This is a genomic window from uncultured Abyssibacter sp. (assembly GCF_964000955.1).
Taxonomy (GTDB): domain Bacteria; phylum Pseudomonadota; class Gammaproteobacteria; order Nevskiales; family OUC007; genus Abyssibacter.
Genome location: NZ_CAXFCL010000206.1, coordinates 1 through 15,797, shown reverse-complemented (window position 1 = coordinate 15,797; position 15,797 = coordinate 1). Strand labels below are relative to the sequence as shown.

Annotated in this window: 16 protein-coding genes; 14 read left to right on the top strand and 2 right to left on the bottom strand. The window is 65.2% G+C overall.

Going from position 1 to position 15,797, the window contains the following annotated elements:
* Positions 1-168 precede the first annotated feature (168 nt).
* Entirely contained in the window at positions 169-2,034 is a 1,866-nt protein-coding gene (gene mnmG, locus ABNS06_RS09995; protein WP_348674343.1) for a tRNA uridine-5-carboxymethylaminomethyl(34) synthesis enzyme MnmG, read from the bottom strand.
* Complete coding sequence (locus ABNS06_RS09990) at positions 2,031-3,413, bottom strand: DUF945 family protein (RefSeq protein WP_348674341.1); 1,383 nt, start codon at positions 3,411-3,413, stop codon at positions 2,031-2,033. The genes mnmG and ABNS06_RS09990 overlap by 4 nt, the downstream gene beginning before the upstream one ends.
* Positions 3,414-3,534: 121 nt before the next feature.
* Between ABNS06_RS09990 and ABNS06_RS09985 the strand changes: the two genes are divergently transcribed.
* From ABNS06_RS09985 to ABNS06_RS09920, 14 genes are all read left to right on the top strand, one after another.
* Positions 3,535-4,005, top strand: a complete 471-nt coding sequence (locus tag ABNS06_RS09985) for an ATP-dependent zinc protease (protein ID WP_348674340.1) — start codon at positions 3,535-3,537, stop codon at positions 4,003-4,005.
* Complete coding sequence (gene rimK / locus ABNS06_RS09980; protein WP_348674338.1) at positions 4,002-4,907, top strand: 30S ribosomal protein S6--L-glutamate ligase; 906 nt, start codon at positions 4,002-4,004, stop codon at positions 4,905-4,907. Before ABNS06_RS09985 ends, rimK begins: the two co-directional genes overlap by 4 nt.
* 24 nt (positions 4,908-4,931) lie before the next feature.
* Positions 4,932-5,843 (top strand): lipid kinase, encoded by a 912-nt coding sequence (locus tag ABNS06_RS09975; protein WP_348674336.1) that lies wholly within the window; start codon positions 4,932-4,934, stop codon positions 5,841-5,843.
* Entirely contained in the window at positions 5,836-6,123 is a 288-nt protein-coding gene (locus ABNS06_RS09970; protein ID WP_348674334.1) for a hypothetical protein, read from the top strand. Before ABNS06_RS09975 ends, ABNS06_RS09970 begins: the two co-directional genes overlap by 8 nt.
* Before the next feature lie 7 nt (positions 6,124-6,130).
* Positions 6,131-7,165, top strand: a complete 1,035-nt coding sequence (locus ABNS06_RS09965) for a succinylglutamate desuccinylase/aspartoacylase family protein (RefSeq protein ID WP_348674333.1) — start codon at positions 6,131-6,133, stop codon at positions 7,163-7,165.
* A 226-nt stretch (positions 7,166-7,391) separates the two neighbouring features.
* Positions 7,392-8,750 (top strand): Na(+)-translocating NADH-quinone reductase subunit A, encoded by a 1,359-nt coding sequence (locus ABNS06_RS09960; protein ID WP_348674332.1) that lies wholly within the window; start codon positions 7,392-7,394, stop codon positions 8,748-8,750.
* Positions 8,750-9,961 carry an NADH:ubiquinone reductase (Na(+)-transporting) subunit B gene (locus tag ABNS06_RS09955; RefSeq protein WP_348674330.1) on the top strand — a complete coding sequence of 404 codons (1,212 nt, stop codon included), beginning with the start codon at positions 8,750-8,752 and terminating at the stop codon, positions 9,959-9,961. The genes ABNS06_RS09960 and ABNS06_RS09955 overlap by 1 nt, the downstream gene beginning before the upstream one ends.
* Positions 9,962-9,983: 22 nt before the next feature.
* Positions 9,984-10,757, top strand: a complete 774-nt coding sequence (locus ABNS06_RS09950; RefSeq protein ID WP_348674328.1) for a Na(+)-translocating NADH-quinone reductase subunit C — start codon at positions 9,984-9,986, stop codon at positions 10,755-10,757.
* A 9-nt stretch (positions 10,758-10,766) separates the two neighbouring features.
* Entirely contained in the window at positions 10,767-11,432 is a 666-nt protein-coding gene (locus ABNS06_RS09945) for an NADH:ubiquinone reductase (Na(+)-transporting) subunit D (protein WP_348674326.1), read from the top strand.
* On the top strand, positions 11,433-12,041 hold the full coding sequence (gene nqrE, locus ABNS06_RS09940; protein WP_348674325.1) for an NADH:ubiquinone reductase (Na(+)-transporting) subunit E: 609 nt from the start codon (positions 11,433-11,435) through the stop codon (positions 12,039-12,041).
* Positions 12,042-12,104: 63 nt separating this feature from the next.
* Positions 12,105-13,322 (top strand): NADH:ubiquinone reductase (Na(+)-transporting) subunit F, encoded by a 1,218-nt coding sequence (gene nqrF / locus ABNS06_RS09935; RefSeq protein WP_348674323.1) that lies wholly within the window; start codon positions 12,105-12,107, stop codon positions 13,320-13,322.
* A gap of 72 nt (positions 13,323-13,394) precedes the next feature.
* The gene (nqrM, locus tag ABNS06_RS09930; RefSeq protein WP_348674321.1) at positions 13,395-13,598 is read left to right on the top strand and encodes a (Na+)-NQR maturation NqrM; all 204 of its coding nucleotides are present in this window, start codon (positions 13,395-13,397) and stop codon (positions 13,596-13,598) included.
* A 32-nt stretch (positions 13,599-13,630) separates the two neighbouring features.
* The gene (locus ABNS06_RS09925; RefSeq protein ID WP_348674319.1) at positions 13,631-14,038 is read left to right on the top strand and encodes a CBS domain-containing protein; all 408 of its coding nucleotides are present in this window, start codon (positions 13,631-13,633) and stop codon (positions 14,036-14,038) included.
* A gap of 182 nt (positions 14,039-14,220) precedes the next feature.
* A partial coding sequence (locus ABNS06_RS09920; protein WP_348674318.1) for an ABC transporter ATP-binding protein/permease occupies positions 14,221-15,797 on the top strand: 1,577 nt, incomplete at its 3' end.

The window sequence follows — 15,797 nt, the reverse complement described above, 5'->3', positions numbered from 1 at the left end:
TGCAACGCTATCGAAAGCGTGTGCTGCCATGTCAGCCAGCGATCATCACCTGAACGTCGAAAAGCACGCGAAATCTCTGCGGGCGATTGAGGCAGATACGGCTACCCGCGACGATGCGGTGCATGCCGCATACGCGGCAGGTGGCTATCCAGTGTGGGAGATGAGCATTCAGGCGGCTGTCGAACCGGAGACGCGATGCCCTTTCTTCTTCAGGTGCACGGCGAGGATCGAGATCGCCGCCGGTGTGATGCCGGGCAGCCGCGAGGCGCGGCCGAGGGTGTCTGGCTTCGCTTCGTTGAGGCGCTGCTGGACTTCGATGGACAGTCCATGGACGGTGCCGTAGTCCAGATCATCGGGTATCTGGGTGTGGTCCAGCGCCCGCTGGCGGTTGACCTCGGATTCCTGTCGGTCGATGTAGCCGGCGTACTTGGCCTGGATTTCGACCTGTTCGGCGACAGCCTCGGCGGCGTCGCCGTCACCGACGCAGGCGGCGATGGCGGCGTGGGTGATTTCCGGGCGGCGCAGCAGTTCCAGTGCCTGAACACCCTGGGTTAGCGACCAGTCGGCAGGTGCCACGTCGGGACGCACCAGCGTGGTGGCGAGGCGCTTGCGTTCCGTCTCGATGGCTTCGCGCTTGGCGTCGAAGTGCTGCCAGCGGTCGTCGTCGACCAAGCCCAGTTCGCGGCCGGTGGGGGTCAGGCGCAGGTCGGCATTGTCCTCGCGCAGCAGCAGGCGATGTTCGGCGCGGGAGGTGAACATGCGGTAGGGCTCGAGCACGCCGCGGGTGACCAGATCATCGACCAGCACGCCGATGTAGGCCTCGCTGCGGGTCGGCACCCAGGGCGTTTCGTCGGCGACGGCGCGGGCGGCGTTCAGACCCGCGAGCAGGCCCTGCGCGGCGGCTTCCTCGTAGCCGGTCGTGCCGTTGATCTGGCCCGCGAAGTACAGGCCGGGCACGTGCTTTGTTTCCAGCGTGGCCTTCAGCTCGCGCGGGTCGAAGTAGTCGTATTCGATGGCATAGCCGGGGCGGGTGATATGCGCCTGCTCGAAGCCTTCGATGGAATGCACCAGCGCCACCTGCACGTCGTAGGGCAGGCTGGTGGAGATGCCGTTCGGGTAGATCTCCGTGGTGTTCAGACCTTCCGGCTCGATGAAGATCTGGTGCGAATCCTTGTCGGAAAAACGCACGACCTTGTCTTCCACCGACGGGCAGTAGCGCGGGCCAACGCCTTCGATGCGGCCGGCGTACATCGGCGAGCGGTCCAGGCCGCCGCGGATGATGTCGTGCGTTTGCGCATTGGTTCGTGTGATGTGGCAATGCACCTGGCGCGGGTGGTCGGCGCGGCTGCCGAGGAACGAGAACACCGGGCGCGGGTCATCGCCCGGCTGCTCCTGCAGGCGCGAATAATCGATCGTCCGACCGTCGATACGCGGCGGCGTGCCGGTCTTGAGCCGGCCGACGGTGAACGGCAGTTCGCGCAGCTTCGCGGCCAGGCGATTGGACGGCGCATCGCCGGCGCGGCCGCCTTCGGACTGCTGTTCGCCGACATGAATCTTGCCGGCCAGGAAGGTGCCGACCGTGAGCACCACTGCGCGGGCGCGAAAGCGCAGGCCGCCTTCGGTCTCGACGCCAGCGACGTGGTCACCGTCAAAGAGCAGATCGGCGACGGGCTGCTGGAACAGCGACAGGTTCTCCTGACGCTCCAGCGCCTCGCGCACGAAGTAGCGATAAAGCATGCGGTCGGCCTGGGCGCGGGTGGCGCGCACGGCCGGACCCTTGCGGGCATTGAGACGGCGGAAGTGAATGCCGGCGGCGTCCGCGGCCCGGGCCATGACGCCGCCCAGGGCGTCGATCTCCTTGACCAGATGTCCCTTGCCGATGCCGCCGATGGCCGGGTTGCAACTCATCTGCCCCAGCGTGTCGATGCTGTGGGTGACCAGCAGCGTGCGCCGGCCCATGCGCGCGGCCGCCAGCGCGGCCTCGGTGCCGGCATGGCCACCGCCGACGACGATGACGTCGAAGTCTGCGCTCATGAGTCGATCTCCAGCGTTCCCATGTCCAGCAGGACCATCAATGCGGCCCATTGTTCATTTTCCACACCGTTGATCCAGAGCCGGCCGGCCTTGTATTCCAGGTGCACGGCGATCTGGTCGTCCGGGGTGCGCTGGAGAATGTTGTCCTCGATCAGCCCGGGCATCTGTGCCGGCGCCAGGTCGGGGCGCCCGCTGATCTGCATCCAGTGCTCGGCCAGGGGCTCATCCACCAGGATGTCGGCTTCGCCGTTCAGGCGCCGGAGCAGGGTGGACAGCGTCAGCCGGCCCTCGACGGCGCCGGGAATGACATCGATCTTGCCGTCGGCCACGGCGACGCCCCGGTCGGTGACCAAGCGCAGGTTGTTGAAGGTGATTTCGGGACCGGGATGCAGCAGGGCCGGGCCGTATTGCATCAGCAAGGCGGCGACCGCGAGCCGCGTTTCGGGTGACGGCGCCTCGCCGCGGATGACCGGCCGCAGCGCATTGCGGATGCGCACCAGCGTGGGGGCGTCAAAGCGGTCGAAGCGAATCGAGCCGCTGCTGGCGCCCACCGTCTGTTGCGGGGTGGCAAGCCGGTCCAGGGTCAGACGCAGGTCGCCGGAAAGCAGGCCGTCACGCAGCCGCGTGGAGGCGCCGGCGCGCAGTGCGTCCAGCGCGTAGCGCGCATCCCGCTCCGGGTCGAGGAAGCGGATGCGGTCCAGTGAGGCGGACCAGTCGCCGAGCAGCAGTTCGTCCTTGCGGCGTCCGGTGAAGTCCACACCGATGCCCTTGAGCAGCGCCTGACGACCCTGCTGGCCGGTGGCCTCCAGGCGCGGCATTTCGAAATGCGTGGTCAGATCGTCGCCGCCGCGCTGATCGATCACGCCCAGCATGCCTTCGGAGGCGAGGCTGAACTGCTCGCTGTCCGCGCGCAGTGTCTGTCCGGATTCCGGCATCTCCACGCGGGTGCTGCTGTTGCCGGTCAGATAAATCTTGGTGAAGGCCTTGAGCGGCGGCAGTCCGGGCTCGATGCGGCCAGCGCGGAACAGCGGGGCCGGGTCGATCGTGGACTGGATCACCCCACCGAGCAGGCGGCTTTGTCCGCCCAGCGCTTCGGTAGCGCCGAACGGAATCGGGCCGTGGAACAGCTGCGTGTCCATCTTCAGCACCGGGCAGGGCGGTGCGTCGCAGAGGCTGGGTGCCAGCGACAGTTCGACACTTGCGGTCGACGAGAACCAGCCGCGCCGGTAGCGCTCCGAGCGGACCTGAAACGCCCATTCGGGAATCCACTGCTTCAGCCCGCTGTAATAGGCATCCGCCATCACACCCCCGAAATAAACGGGCGAGACACCCAGCAGGGCGATCAGGGCGGCAATGCCGAGGGCAATGGTGGCGCGCATGGCTGCAAACGTGGCGAAGCGACGGCGAATTATACGGGCGTGGGGCCGTTGACCGTCAGGGCGGCGGCGTTGCGTTGCGTCATGGCTTCGAATTTCCGCTGTGCCTGTTAGCATCGGAGGCGTGAATCAACAGGCATCAGCCAGCAAGGACGAGGCGCTTCGCGTGGGTTGGCGCGAATGGGTCGGTTTGCCCGATCTGGGGATCGATCCGATCAAGGCCAAGGTGGATACCGGGGCCCGGACCTCCGCGCTGCACGCGTTTTCGGTGGAGTTGTTCGACCGCGACGGGCAACGGTTCGCCCGCTTCGGCGTGCATCCGGAGCAGGATTCGAACCGCGAGCACTGGTGCGAGGCGCCGGTGATCGACGAGCGCGTCGTTACCGACTCCGGCGGCCATCGTGAGCAGCGACCGGTGATCCTGACCCCGGTGCGCGTCGGCGATGCCGTCTGGCCCATCGAAATGACACTGACCGATCGCGACACCATGCTGTTTCGCATGCTGCTGGGCCGTACCGCCCTGCGCGGCCGGGCGCTGGTCGACCCGGCGGCGTCCTACCTCAGCGCTCCCCCTCCCGAGGAAACCACGTTTTGAAGATCGTCATCCTGTCCCGCAATTCCAGGCTTTATTCGACCAGGCGACTGGTCGAGGCCGGAAAGCAGCGCGGGCACGAAGTGCGGGTCATCGATCCGCTGCGCTGCTACATGCGCATCGTCTCGCACTCGCCGGAAATTCATTACAAGGGCGAGAAGGTCGAGAACGTCGACGCGGTGATTCCGCGTATTGGCGCGTCGATCACGTTCTACGGCACCGCCGTGCTGCGCCAGTTCGAGATCATGGGCACGTATCCGGTCAATGAGTCGGTGGCCATCACCCGCGCTCGCGACAAGCTGCGGGCGCACCAGCTGCTGGCGCGCCGCGGTATCGGCATGCCGGTGACCGGGTTCGCCCATTCACCGGACGACACCGAGGACCTGATGAACATCGTTGGTGGCGCGCCGATGGTGATCAAGCTGCTGGAAGGCACACAGGGCGTGGGCGTGGTGCTCACCGAGACCGAGAAGGCGGCGGAGAGCGTGATCGACGCGTTTCGCGGCCTGAACGTGTACTTCCTGGCCCAGGAATTCATCAAGGAGGCCGGCGGGTCGGACATCCGCTGCCTGGTCATCGGCGACAAGGTCGTCGCGTCGATGAAGCGCCAGGGCAAGGAAGGCGAGTTCCGCTCGAACCTGCATCGCGGCGGCTCGGCCTCGACCATTCGCATCACGCCGGAAGAGCGTTCCACCGCCGTGCGCGCGGCCAAGATCATGGGTCTGAACGTGGCCGGCGTGGACATACTGCGGTCCAATCACGGACCGGTGGTCATGGAGGTGAACTCCTCGCCCGGGCTGGAGGGCATCGAGACCACGACCGGCAAGGACATCGCCGGTCAGGTGATCGAGTTCATCGAAAAGAACCACAAGCCGGGCAAGACCCGGACACGGGGTGCGGGATAAGCCTGTTCTCGGGAGTCAACGAATTTGGCTGATGCCGCGCGGCGCGCGCTGCTCCTGCTCAACCCCAAGGCGCGTAACGGTCATTCCGCCGTGGACGCCGCGATCCGGCGGCTGGAAGCGGGAGGTCTGGAACTGATCGAGCTGGAGCCATCCGGCCCCGATGACGTCGTCCCGCAGATTCTCGAACACGCGGAGGGCGCCGAACTGCTGATTGCCGGTGGCGGCGACGGCACGATGCACACGGTTGCGGAGGCGCTGGACCGGACCGGGCTGACGCTGGGCCTGCTGCCGCTGGGCACCGCCAATGACCTTGCGCGATCGCTGGGCATTCCCGAAGACCTGGAACGCGCCGCCGCGATCATCGTCGACGGCCGCACGGTTCATATCGATCTGGGCGAGGTGAACGGGCACCGGTTCTTCAATGTCGCCCATGTCGGGCTGGCCGCGGAGATTCCGCGCAATACCAGCCAGGTGGAGAAGCGCTATTTCGGCCCGCTCAGCTATCTGTTCGCGGTGTTTCGCACGCTGCGGCGCAGCCGTCGCTTCACCGCCCGGATCACCATCGACGGCAAGCCGCAGGCGCTGCGCAGCAATCAGCTTTCGGTGGCCAACGGGCGGCACTTCGGCGGCGGCATGGTGATCGACGAGGACGCCACGCTGGACAGCGGGCGGCTGGTCTTGTCGAGCTGGAAGCTGCGTTCGTTCTGGCGCCTGGTGCTGATCGGTCTGGCGATGCGTCGCGGGCAGCACCACTACTTCAGCGAGGTGTCGCAGGCGACCGGCCGGCGCATCGATGTCGAGACCGACCGGCCCTACCGGCTCACCGCGGATGGCGAGGAAATCGGGCATACGCCGGCGAGCTTCCGGGTACATCCCCGTAAGATTGCGGTCAGAGTGAGCCAGGACGACACCGGAGAGCAGCATGTTGATGGATGACAGGCTCGTGGCGCTGAATGCCGTGATCGGGCACTGCCGGGAGCTCGCCGAGCTCTACCGCGGCGATCGCACGGGCGTGGACGCCGAGGCGCAATCGCTGTTCTCCGCGCGCCGCGACGCATCGCTGGCCGAGACCTTCGATGGAATCGAGGATCAGCTGGAGCAGGCGGTTGCCGATGCGCTGAAGCACGAGCTGCCGGATGGTCTCGCGGAGTCGCTGGCCCGATTGCGGACGCTGATCTCGCAGCATCGCGACTCCCTTGGCGACCTGAGCCGGTAGCTGTCTCGTGGCCGAGCCCTTCCAGATTCACGGGCAGACGATCGCGCCGGGCGAGACCCGGACCGTCGATCTGCCGGTCGCCCAGCTCTACACCGATGATCAACTGACGATGCCGGTGCGGGTGGTGCGGGGTCGCCGGCCGGGGCCGACGGTGTTTCTGTCGGCGGCGATTCATGGCGACGAGATCAATGGCGTCGAGATCATCCGCCGCGTGTTGCGCCTGCCCGGCCTGAAGACGCTCAGAGGCACGCTGCTGGCGGTGCCGATCGTCAACGTCCACGGCTTTCTGCGTCATTCGCGCTACCTGCCGGATCGGCGGGATCTCAACCGCAGCTTTCCCGGTAGCGAAACGGGGTCGGTGGCTGCACGGCTGGCGAATTTGTTCCTGGAGCAGGTCGTTGCGCGATCCGATGTGGGGATCGACCTGCACACCGGCGCCATCCACCGCCCCAACTTCCCGCAGATTCGAGCCAATCTGGCGCATGAGCAGACCGAGGCGCTGGCGCGGGCGTTTGGTGCGCCGCTGATTCTCGATTCCCCGCCGGTGGAGGGCACGTTGCGCGACTACACCACGCAGCACGACGTGCCGGTGCTGCTTTACGAATCGGGTGAGGCGCTGCGCTTCGACGAGACTGCGATTCGCATCGGTGTCGCCGGCGTGCGCAGCGTGCTGCGGGAGCTGGGGATGCTCGCTGCCTCGCGCGCACCCAAGCGCAAGGCCCACAAGGGGCCGATCATTGCGCGGGGCAGCGGCTGGGTGCGCGCGTCACGCTCCGGCGTCCTGCGAACCCTGGTGCCGCTGGGTGCCTGGGTCGAGGCCGGTCAGCGTCTGGCCGTGGTCGCCGACCCGTTCGGTGAGACGGAGACCTTCCTGACCGCCGGCTATTCCGGGGTCGTGATCGGCCGGCTCTGCCTGCCGCTGGTGCACGAGGGCGACGCGGTGATGCACATCGCCCGGATCGACGGCGCGCGCGAAGGCGAGGCGCTCGGCGGGTCGGTGCACGACATGGACGGATTGCCCGTCGAGCCGAGAATTGTCTGAGTCCGCAATGCCTCGCGGGCGGGTCGATTGACAATTTCCGGGCTGATCACCCTGCAAAGGCGGGGGGTGGCGGTGATATACTCCCGCGTCGCCCGGCCCTGCCGAATTTGCACGGCCTACGGGCAACTCTTGATTTGGCGTCGAATGACGCTGCCACGGTCCGCCAGCCAGTCATGCGCCACCGATTTTTTCGCGCGGGCTTGGCCGACACACGCCGGGAAAACACGTGACACGACACTTCAAAACCAGGAAAGGCTTGGATCTGCCGATCAGTGGAACGCCTGAGCAGGTGATACACGACGGGCCGGCGATCGAGCGGGTCGCCGTGATCGGACATGACTACGTCGGCATGAAACCGACGATGCTGGTCACCGAGGGCGACAAGGTAGCCTGCGGCCAGCCGCTGTTCGAGGACAAGAAGAATCCGGGCGTGTTGTTCACCGCGCCGGCCAGCGGGGTGGTCGAGGCGATCAACCGTGGCAACAAGCGCGTGCTGCAATCGGTGGTCATCCGCATCGAGGGCGATGACGCCGTCGAGTTCAAGACCTACGCGCCCGGCGAGCTGGGTTCGCTGGAGGCCGACGCCGTTCGCGAGCAGCTGGTCAGCTCCGGCCTCTGGGCGGCGTTCCGCACGCGGCCGTACAGCAAGTCGCCCAAGGTCGGGTCCGCGCCGCGTTCGATCTTCGTCACCGCGACCGATTCCAACCCGCTGGCGGCCGATCCGGCCGTGGTGATCGCCGAGCAGCCCGAGGCCTTCAACAACGGTCTGACCGTACTCAAGCGGTTGACCGACGGCCCCGTCTTTGTCTGCCAGCGGCCGGACGCCAAGCTGCCGCACAGTGACGATGCCCAGATTCAGACGGCGACCTTCGAAGGGCCGCATCCGTCGGGTCTCGCCGGCACGCACATCCACCATCTGGACCCCGCCGGCGCGGGTCGGATCGTGTGGCATGTCGGCTACCAGGACGTGATCGCGATCGGCAAGCTGTTCACCGAGGGCCGGTTGTTCACCGACCGCGTGGTCGCCGTGGGTGGCCCGCCCGTCGCCAACCCGCGCCTGATCCGGACCCGGCTCGGCGCCTGCGTCGAAGCGGTGATTTCCGGCGAGACGATCGAGGATGTCGACTGCCGGCCGATCAGCGGATCGGTCTGGGGCGGCCGGCGCGCCAGCGGCTGGGCCGCCTATCTGGGCCGGTTCCACACGCAGATCAGCTTCGTGCCGGAACCCAAGACCCGCCAGTTGTTCGGCTGGGTGCGCCCGGGCGGCGACAAGTTCTCCGTGATGAACGTGTTCTTCTCGGCGCTGCAGCGAGGCAGCCGCCGGTTCGCGTTCTCCACCGCGGAGAACGGCAGCCCGCGGGCCATGGTGCCGATTGGCAACTACGAGAAGGTCATGCCGCTGGATATCCTGGCCACGCAGCTGCTGCGCGCCATCGTCGTGCGCGATACGGATACCGCCCAGCAGCTGGGCTGTCTGGAGCTGGACGAGGAGGATCTGGCGCTTTGTTCCTTCGTCTGCGTGGGCAAGTACGACTTCGGGCCGCATTTGCGCGCGAGCCTCGAGCAGATTGAGGTGGAAGGCTGATGAGAGATTTTCTGGACAGAATGCATCCGCTCTTTGCCAAGGGCGGCAAGTTCGAAAAGTATTACGCCGTCTACGAGATGGTGGATACGTTCTTCTACTCGCCGGGCGATCTCACCCGCGGCGCGCCGCACGTCAAGGACGGTATCGACCTCAAGCGCGTGATGATCTACGTGTGGCTGGCGGTGCTGCCGTGCGCGGCGTTCGGGTCGTGGAACATCGGTTACCAGGCGCATACGGCCATGGCCGAGCTGGGTGTGGAGACCATCCCCGGCTGGCGTGGCGCCATCATCCATCTGTTTTCATTCACGGACCCGAACAGTGTCTGGAGCAACTTCTGGCACGGGCTCTGGTATTTCCTGCCGATTTACGTGGTCACCTTCGTGGTGGGTGGCGTCTGCGAGGTGATCTTCGCGGCGATCCGCAATCATGAGGTCAACGAGGGCTTCTTCGTCACCTCGATTCTCTATGCGCTGATCATGCCGCCGACGACCCCGCTGTGGATGGTCGCCCTCGGGATCATCTTCGGCGTGGTCATTGGCAAGGAAGTGTTCGGCGGTACCGGCAAGAACTTCCTGAACCCGGCGCTGACCGGTCGTGCCTTCCTGTATTTCGCCTACCCGGCCGCGCTGTCCGGCGACGCGGTGTGGACCGCCGTCGACGGCTTTTCCGGTGCGACCCCGCTGGGTCTGGCCGCCGCGGGCGGTGTCGAGGCGCTGGCCGCCAATGGCATCACCTGGATGGATGCCTTCATCGGCACGATCCAGGGTTCCATCGGCTCGACCTCCGCGCTGCTCTGTCTGCTTGGTGGCGCCTTCCTGATGATCACCGGTGTCGCGAACTGGCGGATTCCCGCCGGTGTTGCCGTGGGCATGGCGTTGACCGCGTGGCTGTTCAACGTGATTGGCGGCGACAACCCGATGATGGGCATGTCGCCGGCCTGGCACTTCGCGCTCGGCGGCATGGCCTTCGGCATGTTCTTCATGGCGACGGATCCCGTCTCGGCTTCGCACACGAACACGGGTCGCTGGATTTTCGGCGCGCTGATCGGTTTCATGACGGTGCTGATCCGCGTGGTCAACCCGGCATTCCCGGAAGGGATCATGCTGGCCATCCTGTTCGCCAATATCTTCGCTCCGCTGATCGACTACGGCGTGATGCAGGCCAACGTTCGCCGGCGCGCCAGACGCATGGCCACGGCCGACGCCGCTTGAGGACCTTCAGATGCCCGGTTTGATGCAAAAAGGAAAGGACAGCGTTTTTGGCACCGTGCTGGTGGCGCTGGCCGTGTGTCTGGTCTGCTCGGTGGTCGTGTCGTTCGCGGCCGTTTCGCTGCGCCCCGTGCAGGACAACAACAAGACGGTCGATCGCAAGCGCAACATCCTGTCGGTCGTGGGCATGCTGGACCCGTCCAAGCCCGTGGACGAGCAGTTCAGCCAGTTCGAGACACGCGTCATCGACTTCGACACCGGCGAGTACGCGCCGGAGATGAACACCGAAGAATTCGATCAGCGCAAGTCGTCCAAGGACCCGGAACTGTCGATCAACCTGACGGCCGAACAGGATCTCGCCGACATCAAGCGGCGCGAGAAGTACGGCCAGGTTTATCTGGTGCGCAACGACGACGACTCGATCCGTTTCATGGTGCTGCCGGTCCGCGGTTACGGCCTGTGGTCCACGCTGTACGGCTTTCTGGCGCTGGAAGGCGATGGCAAGACGATTGTCGGCCTGTCCTTCTACGAGCACGCGGAAACGCCGGGGCTGGGCGGCGAAGTGGACAATCCCAAGTGGAAGGCGTTGTGGCGCGGCAAGAAGGCCTACGACGAGGAGTGGGAGCCGCGGGCAACCGTGATCAAGGGCACCGTGGACCCCAGTCGCGAAGAGTCCAAGTATCAGGTTGACGGTCTGGGCGGCGCGACGCTGACCAGTCGTGGTGTCGACCACCTGATTCACTTCTGGCTGTCGGAAGACGGTTACAAGCCATTCATTCAGCGCGTCGCGGACGCATGAGGATTCATCATGGCTGAAGAATCTCCAAAGAAAGTTCTGCTCGATCCGCTACTGGATAACAATCCGATCGCGTTGCAGATTCTCGGAATCTGCTCGGCGCTGGCGGTCACGAGTTCCCTGCTGACGTCGTTGATCATGTGTCTGGCGCTGACCAGCGTGGTCGCCTGTTCGAACGCCTCGATCAGCATGATCCGCAACCAGATTCCCTCGTCGATCCGCATCATCGTGCAGATGACCATCATCGCGTCGCTGGTGATCGTGGTGGATCAGGTGCTCAAGGCTTACGCCTTCGAGGTGTCCAAGAAGCTGTCGGTGTTCGTCGGGCTGATCATCACCAACTGCATCGTCATGGGTCGCGCCGAAGCGTTTGCGATGAAGAATCCGCCCGGTGTTGCCTTCCTTGATGGCCTGGGTAACGGTCTCGGCTACTCGCTGATCCTGATCGTGGTCGGCACCGTGCGAGAACTGTTTGGCTCCGGCTCGCTGCTGGGCTACCAGATCCTGCCGCTGGCCACCGAAGGCGGCTGGTACCAGCCCAACGGCCTGCTGCTGCTGCCGCCGAGCGCGTTCTTCATCATCGGCATCTTTATCTGGATTCTGCGGAGCCGGAAGACCGAACAGGTCGAACACCCGGACTACCAGATCCACGAGGTCCACCGGTCGGAGGCTGCTTAAATGGTCGATCTCGTCAATCTGTTCATCAAGGCGGTTTTCGTTGAAAACCTGGCGCTGTCCTTCTTCCTGGGCATGTGCACCTTTCTGGCCGTGTCCAAGAAGATCTCCACGGCCATCGGTCTCGGGGCCGCCGTGGTCGCGGTGCAGACGCTGACGGTGCCGCTGAACAACCTGATCTACCAGTTCCTGCTGAAGGACGGCGCGCTCGCCTGGGCCGGCCTGCCGGAGGTCGATCTCTCGTTCCTGGGCCTGATCAGCTACATCGGCGTGATCGCGGCCTCGGTGCAGATCCTGGAAATGGCGCTCGACAAGTTCGTGCCCGCGCTCTACAACGCGCTCGGCATCTTCCTGCCGCTGATCACGGTGAACTGCGCGATCCTGGGCGGCAGCCTGTTCATGGTTGAACGCGACTACAACTTCGCCGAATCCGTGACCTATGGTCTGGGGTCGGGCGTGGGCTGGGCGCTGGCGATCACCGCGCTGGCCGGCGTGCGCGAAAAGCTGAAGTACTCGGATGTGCCGGACGGGTTGCAGGGGCTGGGCATCACGTTCATCACGGCCGGGCTGATGGCGCTGGGCTTCATGGCGTTCTCGGGCATCCAGCTCTGACGCGTCATCTCGCATTGATCGCGGGCCGGCGCGCCGGCTCGCAGCAGGAAGAGGTAACACCACATGGTTGAAATCGGACTCGGAGTCGGACTGTTCACCGCCGTCGTGCTGTCGCTGGTGATGGTCATTCTGTTCGCCAAGTCGAAGCTGGTCGCGTCCGGCACCGTCAACATCGAGATCAATGGTGAGAAAACCATCCAGGCGCCGGTGGGTGGCAAGCTGCTGGGTGCCCTGGCCGACAACAAGCTGTTCGTTTCGTCGGCCTGCGGCGGCGGTGGCACCTGCGCGCAGTGCCGGGTCAAGGTGACCGAAGGCGGCGGGTCGATCCTCCCGACCGAGGAGTCGCACATCACCAAGCGCGAGGCGCGCGATGGCGACCGCCTGTCCTGTCAGGTCACGGTCAAGCAGGACATGAAAATCCGGGTGCCGGAAGAGGTCTTCGGCGTCCGCCAGTGGCGGGCCAAGGTGCGCTCGAATCACAACGTCGCGACCTTCATCAAGGAACTGGTGCTGGAGTTGCCGGAAGGCGAGAACGTCGACTTCCGGGCCGGCGGTTACATCCAGATCGAGTGCCCGCCGCACACGGTGCACTACAAGGATTTCAAGGTCGAGGAGCGCTTCCACGAGGACTGGGACCGCTTCAATCAGTGGCAGTACACCTCGGTGGTCAAGGAGAAGGTCATTCGCGCCTACTCCATGGCGAACTACCCGGAAGAGCGCGGCATCATCATGCTCAACGTGCGTATCGCCTCACCGCCGCCCGGCAAGGACTATCCGCCGGGGCAGATGAGCTCGTTCATCTTCAACCTGAAGCCGGGTGACGAGGTGACGATCTCCGGGCCGTTCGGGGAGTTCTTCGCTCGCGAGACGGACAACGAGATGGTGTTCGTCGGCGGCGGCGCCGGCATGGCGCCGATGCGCAGCCACATCTTCGATCAGCTCAAGCGCATCCACACCAATCGCAAGATGAGCTTCTGGTACGGCGCGCGCTCCAAGCGCGAGATGTTCTATGTCGACCATTTCGACAAGCTTGCCGAAGAGAACGACAACTTCGAATGGCATGTCGCGCTGTCCGATCCCAAGCCCGAGGACAACTGGGAGGGCTACACCGGCTTCATCCATCAGGTGCTGCATGACAACTACCTGAAGGATCACCCGGCGCCTGAGGATTGCGAGTACTACCTCTGTGGTCCGCCGATGATGAACGCGGCCGTGATCGACATGCTGGAAAACCTGGGTGTCGAGCGCGCCAACATCATGCTGGACGACTTTGGCGGCTAGAGGCGGCCACCGGGAACGTTCGGCGGCGACGCTGTCGGATACAGTGTAGAACCCATAGCCGGGAGAGAACTGATGGCGTTATTTCTGGTGACATTCGTGATCATGCTCGTCGTGGTCGCGGCGATGTCGGTCGGCGTGATGGCCCGCCGGGAGCCGATCAAGGGATCCTGTGGCGGCCTGAACAAGCTTGATGGTATTGACTGTGCCTGCAAGGGCAGTTGCGATGGAGACTTCCGCGCCGAGCCGCGCGGTGCGTCGCGGGCGTATCGGGCATAGACTCGCGTCAGACAACGCGCAAGGGGAGGCGAATGCTGCACTCGATCAAGGCGAAGGACTACATGACCGCGAATCTGGTGACGCTGTCACCGGACACCAACGTCATGGAAGCCATCCGCATTCTCCTCGACAAGGGCATTTCCGGGGCTCCTGTGGTCGACAAGATGGGCCGGCTCGTGGGCCTGCTGTCCGAAAAGGACTGCATGCGCGTGGCCACCCATGCCGGCTACTACGGCGAGGCCGGGGGCAAGGTCTCCGAGTTCATGAGCCCCGACGTCGTGACCGTGGACGGCGATACCAGCGTGATCGAGATCGCCAAGATGTTCATGGAAAAGCCGTTCAAGCGGTATCCGGTGGTGGATGACAACCGGCTTATCGGGTCCATCTCCCGTCGCGACGTGCTCAAGGCGATTCTCGCGATCCACGAGCACGTCTGGTAGCTCGCAGCCATTCCGATCGGGTCCCCGCCACGATCCCGTTGACCTCAACATTGCTTGAGGCTCGATAGTGCCCGTCACGGGCTCGCATCCGGCGAGCATCAGACGGGAGAACCCCCAGTGCAGCACGCAGTCCGCCCGGCGATCGGGCCCATGACTCTCTCCTTTCCGACGACGCGACTCGCATGAGGCCGTCCGCCGCCAGCGCGGCTGATGATCAGCGTCCGCCGGAGCCCGGCGAATGGCGTGCCGTACTGCGACTGGCGCCGTATCTGCTGCAGTTCCGGGGCCGCGTGCTGATTGCCGTGCTGTGCCTGATCGGCGCAAAGGTCGCGACCGTGACACTGCCGGTGGCGCTCAAGCACATCGTCGACAGCCTCGACCAGGCCGAGCAGGCGGTCATCGTGCTGCCGCTGGCGATGTTGCTGGCCTATGGCGGGCTACGCTTCGCGACCGTGGCGTTCGGCGAGTTGCGCGATCTGGTTTTCGGGCGCGTGACCGAGCGGGCGATGAGCCGCGTCGCGCAGGAGGTGTTCCGTCACCTGCACCAGCTCGATCTGGAATTTCATCTGGCCCGCCGTACCGGCGGGCTGTCCAGGGACATCGAGCGTGGCGTGGCCGGTATCCGTTTCTTGCTGCGGTTCATGGCCTTCAACATCATTCCAACGCTGATCGAGATCGCCCTGGTGGCTGGCATCCTGCTGGTCGGCTACTCCTGGACCTACGCCGGCGTCATCGCGCTGGCGGTGATCATCTACATCGCGTTTTCCGTGATCGTGACCGAGTGGCGCACCGCCTACGTGCGCGAGCAGAACCGGCTCGCCTCACGCGCCAACACCCGGGCGATCGACGCGCTGCTGAACTTCGAGACCGTCAAGTACTTCGGCAACGAGGGCTTCGAGGCCGGGCGTTACGGCGACAGTCTCGCCGAGTGGGAAGCCGCGATGGCGAAAAATCGGCTGTCGCTGGCGTCCCTGAACCTGGGGCAGGCGCTGATTGTCGGGATCGCCGTCACCGTGATGATGATCATGGCGGCGCGGCAGGTTGTCGACGGCAGCATGACGCTGGGCGATCTGGTGCTGGTCAACGCCTACATGCTGCAACTGTTCGTGCCGCTGAATTTCCTCGGATTCGTTTACCGCGAGATCAAGCAGGCGCTGGCGGACATCGGGCGCATGTTCCGCCTGACCGACATCACACCGACGGTTCAGGACCCGGACACGCCTCTGGCTCTGCCCAGAAAGCCGGTGCCGGTGGTCTTCGAGGCCGTCGAGTTCGCCTACGATGCCCGCCGCCGCATTCTCGACGGCGTCGACTTTCGCATCGAGGCGGGCGAGACCGTGGCCATCGTCGGTGCCAGCGGCGCCGGGAAATCCACGATCGCGCGTCTGCTGTTCCGCTTCTACGACGTCGACGGCGGGGTGGTCCGCGTGGACGGCACGGACATCCGTGCGTTCTCCCAGGCCAGTTTGCGCGCGAATGTCGGCGTGGTGCCGCAGGATGCCGTGCTGTTCAACGACACGCTCGGCTACAACATCGCCTACGGGCGGCCCGATGCGTCGGCGGCGGACATCCGCGATGTGATCCGGCTGGCCCACCTGGAGGCCTTCGTGAACCACCTGCCGGATGGGCTGGAGACTCAGGTGGGCGAGCGCGGGCTGAAGCTGTCGGGCGGAGAGAAGCAACGGGTCGCCATCGCGCGCGCCGTGCTCAAGCGGCCGGGCATTCTGGTATTCGACGAGGCCACGAGTTCGCTGGACTC

What these genes read in the sequence shown, in the direction of transcription:
- mnmG (WP_348674343.1), bottom strand. Translation starts at nt 2,034, where the DNA reads ATGAGCGCAGACTTCGACGTCATCGTCGTCGGCGGTGGCCATGCCGGC.
- ABNS06_RS09990 (WP_348674341.1), bottom strand. Translation starts at nt 3,413, where the DNA reads ATGCGCGCCACCATTGCCCTCGGCATTGCCGCCCTGATCGCCCTGCTG.
- ABNS06_RS09970 (WP_348674334.1), top strand. Translation starts at nt 5,836, where the DNA reads ATGGATGACAGGCTCGTGGCGCTGAATGCCGTGATCGGGCACTGCCGG.
- ABNS06_RS09955 (WP_348674330.1), top strand. Translation starts at nt 8,750, where the DNA reads ATGAGAGATTTTCTGGACAGAATGCATCCGCTCTTTGCCAAGGGCGGC.
- ABNS06_RS09950 (WP_348674328.1), top strand. Translation starts at nt 9,984, where the DNA reads ATGCAAAAAGGAAAGGACAGCGTTTTTGGCACCGTGCTGGTGGCGCTG.
- ABNS06_RS09945 (WP_348674326.1), top strand. Translation starts at nt 10,767, where the DNA reads ATGGCTGAAGAATCTCCAAAGAAAGTTCTGCTCGATCCGCTACTGGAT.
- nqrE (WP_348674325.1), top strand. Translation starts at nt 11,433, where the DNA reads ATGGTCGATCTCGTCAATCTGTTCATCAAGGCGGTTTTCGTTGAAAAC.
- nqrF (WP_348674323.1), top strand. Translation starts at nt 12,105, where the DNA reads ATGGTTGAAATCGGACTCGGAGTCGGACTGTTCACCGCCGTCGTGCTG.
- nqrM (WP_348674321.1), top strand. Translation starts at nt 13,395, where the DNA reads ATGGCGTTATTTCTGGTGACATTCGTGATCATGCTCGTCGTGGTCGCG.
- ABNS06_RS09925 (WP_348674319.1), top strand. Translation starts at nt 13,631, where the DNA reads ATGCTGCACTCGATCAAGGCGAAGGACTACATGACCGCGAATCTGGTG.